The sequence below is a fragment of the Nocardioides sp. genome, assembly GCF_035429765.1.
Classification (GTDB): Bacteria; Actinomycetota; Actinomycetes; order Propionibacteriales; family Nocardioidaceae; genus Nocardioides.
Map to the genome: position 1 here is coordinate 5,603 of NZ_DAOMFK010000070.1, position 3,940 is coordinate 9,542.

A 3,940-nucleotide genomic window follows, 5' to 3' on the forward strand; every position below is an offset into this window, starting at 1 on the left:
ACCAGGCGAAGGCCGATTTCTTCAAGATCCTCGGTCATCCCGCCCGCATCCGCATCCTGGAGCTGCTCTCGGAGCGTGACCACGCCGTGCACGAGCTGCTCGAGCGGATCGAAAGCGAGCCAAGTAACCTCCCCCAGCAGCTCGCGATCTTGAGACGAAACTCACTCGTGGTTCCACCGGCAGAACGGCGAGGTCGTCTGCTCCGTCAGCGTGCCCTGCTCGACGAGCACATCGTCGCCCACCGCATCGACGGCCCGCTGTTCTTCGCAGCCGCGCACGGCTTCCTGCTCGAGCTCTCCTTGGTCAGCAACGTCCGCGTCGTGGTGCTGCGGATGTCCCGCGTCACCACGATCGATGCCACCGGCGTCGCCCACGCCCGGGTCCACGCCGCGCGCATCCAGCACGCCCCTGCCGACTGACGCGCTCCCCCGCGACCTGCTGGCCGACGCCGTCGGGGGGACCGTCAGTCCCGTGACGGGTCGCCACCTCTCACTCCAGTCGAGGTCGGTGCCGCACCGGTGCGGGCGGCGAGTCGTGACCACGCCGCGGGGGCGGGGTGAACTCGGGCCGGCCGTCGGCCCGGCTGAGGGCGACCTGCCACGGCGTGTGGTGGATGACGCGGTGGTGGTGTCCGCAGAGCATCACCAGGTTGTCCAGGCTGGTGCCGCCTCCGTCGCACCAGTGCCGGATGTGGTGGGCGTGGCACATGATCGGCGGGCGGTGGCAGCCGGGGAACGCGCAGCCGCCGTCGCGGACCACCAGCGCGGTCCACAGCGGCCGGGTCACCAGGCGACAGCCCCGCCCCACATCGAGGATCTCCCCTCCCCTGCCGAGCACGACCGGGATCAGTCCGGCGTCGCAGGCCCAGCGCCGCACCGAGTCGGCCGGAAGCCGGAGGCCGTCCGCGGTGGTAGCCGTCCCCGCCGCAGCCGCGAGGTCGTCGTAGGACAGGGTCACCACGACGCTGGGCCGGGCGCCGTGCCCGTCGGGCGGCAGATCCGTGTCGAGCGCGTGCTGACCGACCCTGACGAGGGCGTCCCACATCCGGGCGCCGTGGTCGCGCGGGTCGGTGGCCCGGGCGGCGGGCTCGTCGTCCTCCCCAACCTCGGCCGGGGTCGGAGCAGGCTCCGGCCGGGTCAGCGGCAGCAGTGCGGCCCGGAGCACGGCGGCGTCCTCGACGCTGCCCCGCCCCTTGAGGCGGACGCCACCGGCACCGTCGTCAACGATCGTCAGGAACCGCTGCTGGTGGGCGGCGCGCTCCTGAGCGGCCAGCGCCGCCTCGTCCCGACGGTCGGCCCGGTCGGGGTCGACCACGTGGACCAGGTGCCGACCGACCTTGGTCAGGTCGGTCGCGTCCAGACTCCCCGCCTGCTCGAGCAGATGGGTCTCGGCCCGCCGCCTGAGCCTCCGGTTCCCGGGCAGGTCCTGCACCGCGGCGACGACCACCTCAGCCTGGGTCGGGGAGACCACACCGGCGTCCAGAGCCGCCAAGGTCGCGGTCTGCTCGTGGACGAGCTGCCTGCTCCTCTCGACGAACCGCCGTCCCTCGCCGCGGCGCAGCCCGCACAGGTGGGTCACCCAGTCCGCGGTCGACCCCCAGTGCAGCTCGGTCCTCGCGGTCCCACGCGCCTCCACCTCGGCCACCACGCGGGCCTGCAGGCCGTGAACCTGGGAGCGCAGCCGCTCGAGCGCCTCCATCGTCTCGACGAGCTCCCTCGGAGCACGTGCCGCCCAGAGCGTCTCAGTTAGCGCCGCCAGCGCATCGGACGCCTCGGCCACCAGCCCCGCGGGGCCGCCGGCCGGTGGTGCGCTGTGGATCGCCATACCCACCAGCCAACCAGGCAGCACCGACACTCCGGCCCCTGAAACAGACCTTCTCCACACCCCCGAGGGTCACAAGATGATAACTATTCGAACGCCTGCTCGGAGCGGTCCGAGAGGGCGTCAGGCCGGGCGTCCCAGCCCTCTTGCCGGGCCGCTGGCCGAGGCGAGTACTCCGTTCATGGGCGCGCACGGGCACCGGCGCGCCGTAGTCGTCGACGGGTCGGCCATCGACGCGCTGCTCGAACGTCTGCGCGCCGGGGTTCGACCGCGTCGAGCCGGCTGACCTGCTCGGGGAGGTCTCCGCCCGGGGCCGTCGTGGTCGACATCCGCCCGCAGCGGCACCCTCCGCCCTCGCTCCGTGGGGCACACACGCCGAGGCCAGCGAGCGTCGCCGCTGAGAGCCCTGTGCCCGAGGTCACCGCGGTCGTCCAGCGCTTCGCCCAGCCCGGCGCAGGACAATGGAGGTGAGCAGAGCCTCAGGCGCTGCTCGAGAAAGAGGTGAGTTCGATGACAGTCGGACAGGCTTCTGAACACTCCCCCAAGATCCTCCGGTCGTGCCGCCGCAGTGTCGCGATCGCGTCAGCAGTGCTGCTGACGCTCGCCGCCTGCGGGAACGAGACGACGACCAGCTCCACCGGGGCCGGGACATCGTCGGAGGAGCTGGCGGCGAGCCTGGTGACCGCTGAGGACCTCGGTGACGGGTGGTCGGTCACGCCGGACCCGGAGACCGGCGAGACGTCGGGCGTGGTGAGCGAGGAGGTGCGGGACAAGTTGCCACGCATCCAGCTCTGCGAGAAGGCGAGCGCCGAGGCCGTGGCTGCTGCGAAGGCACTTCGGTGGGAGGCCTTCCGCCAGCTCAACCTGGCCACGGAGACCGAGAGCTCGCAGCCGGCGACACCGAAGCCAGGACAGCCTCCGCAGCACGACCTGGTGTTCGTCCAGGAGTTCCTGATGTCGGGCGACCCGGCCGAGGTCCAGGCGACCTACGACGCGCTGGAGTCGGGGATCCGGGCCTGCTGGGGTGAGCGGACGGTCACCGAGGACGGCGAGAAGGACCGCACCCTGCGGCTCCGGGTCCCCGCCGTCGGCGAGGACCGGGTGGGCACCCGGGACATCGTGACCGAGCCGGGCCCCGGTCGGCGCGCGGCGACATGGGACCTGCGCAGCGTGCTCGCCCGTGACGGCGAGGTGCTGTTCAGCATCATGGTCGCGGAGGTCACCACCCCGAAGGTCGATCCGGTGCTGGACGATGCCGCGGTCGCCGACATCATCACCACGATCGCCGACAAGCTTCCCTGAGCAGTAGGTGGTTGGCGGTCCCCATGGGGTCCACCATTCCCCACCCCAGGCTCCCACGACCACGGCCCGTCTACTCTGCCCCGGTTGGGTTGACGAGGTACCGGCACTCTCGGTAGCCATCCTCGTACTCGGCTCTGGCCACGGGGACGACCACGTCGAACTGCCGGCTCGTAGCTGCACGGGCCAGGGGCGTGCATCTCGACGTCGGCCACGTGGGGCGCGTCTGAGGCGAGCCGATCAGTCTCGTCCGTGTCCTGCGCCAGCAGAACAGCAACGAAGCCGAGGACCATCACCGAAGCTGCGATGGCGGCCAGAACGAAGACGGTGCGGCGGCGCTTTCCGGACCAGACGCCGAGCCGGGGATGACAGCGAACGATCCGCTCGCGAGAGCGACCACGTCGTCGTTCTCGTCAATGACGCGGGCGTCGAGGTGGACGATCCGGCGCCCGGCCTTGACGACGCTGACCTTCGCCCGCACGGTGCCGCCGAAGATCGGCGCGAGGAACCGGGTGTGGATCTCGATCGTCGCGCACCGGGCTCCATCAGGAACGACCGTCATGGTCGCCGCGCCCATGGCAGTGTCCACCAGCGCGAACAGGACAGCGCCGTGGACGGTGCCATGCGGGTTGAGATGCCGCTCGTCGCACTCGATCGTGGCAACGGCGTGGCCGGGTGAGGTCTGCAGGTCGAAGCCGAGCTGTCGCTTGAGCCAGAAGTCGGCCGTCCCAGGCCCGTCATCGACCGCGCCTGAGTCTCCGGAGTCGATGTCCGTGGTCACGGTCGCACGGTAACAGCGGGCCAACGGCGCGGGGCGGCA

General features: G+C 71.4%; 4 protein-coding genes. 2 read left to right on the forward strand and 2 right to left on the reverse strand.

All coding sequences use genetic code 11. The features are described 5' to 3' along the window. The coding region (locus PLP61_RS08490; RefSeq protein WP_324502196.1) for an ArsR family transcriptional regulator at nucleotides 1-419 on the forward strand (419 nt) is incomplete at its 5' end. A gap of 70 nt (nucleotides 420-489) precedes the next feature. Here the strand turns inward: PLP61_RS08490 and PLP61_RS08495 are convergent. Continuing rightward, complete coding sequence (locus PLP61_RS08495) at nucleotides 490-1,824, reverse strand: HNH endonuclease signature motif containing protein (protein WP_324502197.1); 1,335 nt, start codon at nucleotides 1,822-1,824, stop codon at nucleotides 490-492. Between the two features lie 507 nt (nucleotides 1,825-2,331). Between PLP61_RS08495 and PLP61_RS08500 the strand changes: the two genes are divergently transcribed. Continuing rightward, nucleotides 2,332-3,123, forward strand: coding sequence for a hypothetical protein (locus PLP61_RS08500; RefSeq protein ID WP_324502198.1), 792 nt, complete (start codon nucleotides 2,332-2,334; stop codon nucleotides 3,121-3,123). A gap of 289 nt (nucleotides 3,124-3,412) precedes the next feature. Here the strand turns inward: PLP61_RS08500 and PLP61_RS08505 are convergent, their stop codons facing one another. Further along, on the reverse strand, nucleotides 3,413-3,901 hold the full coding sequence (locus tag PLP61_RS08505; protein WP_324502199.1) for a PaaI family thioesterase: 489 nt from the start codon (nucleotides 3,899-3,901) through the stop codon (nucleotides 3,413-3,415). Nucleotides 3,902-3,940 lie beyond the last annotated feature (39 nt).

Coding starts and splice junctions, on each gene's coding strand:
- PLP61_RS08495 (WP_324502197.1), bottom strand. CDS start 1,824: ATGGCGATCCACAGCGCACCACCGGCCGGCGGCCCCGCGGGGCTGGTG.
- PLP61_RS08500 (WP_324502198.1), top strand. CDS start 2,332: ATGACAGTCGGACAGGCTTCTGAACACTCCCCCAAGATCCTCCGGTCG.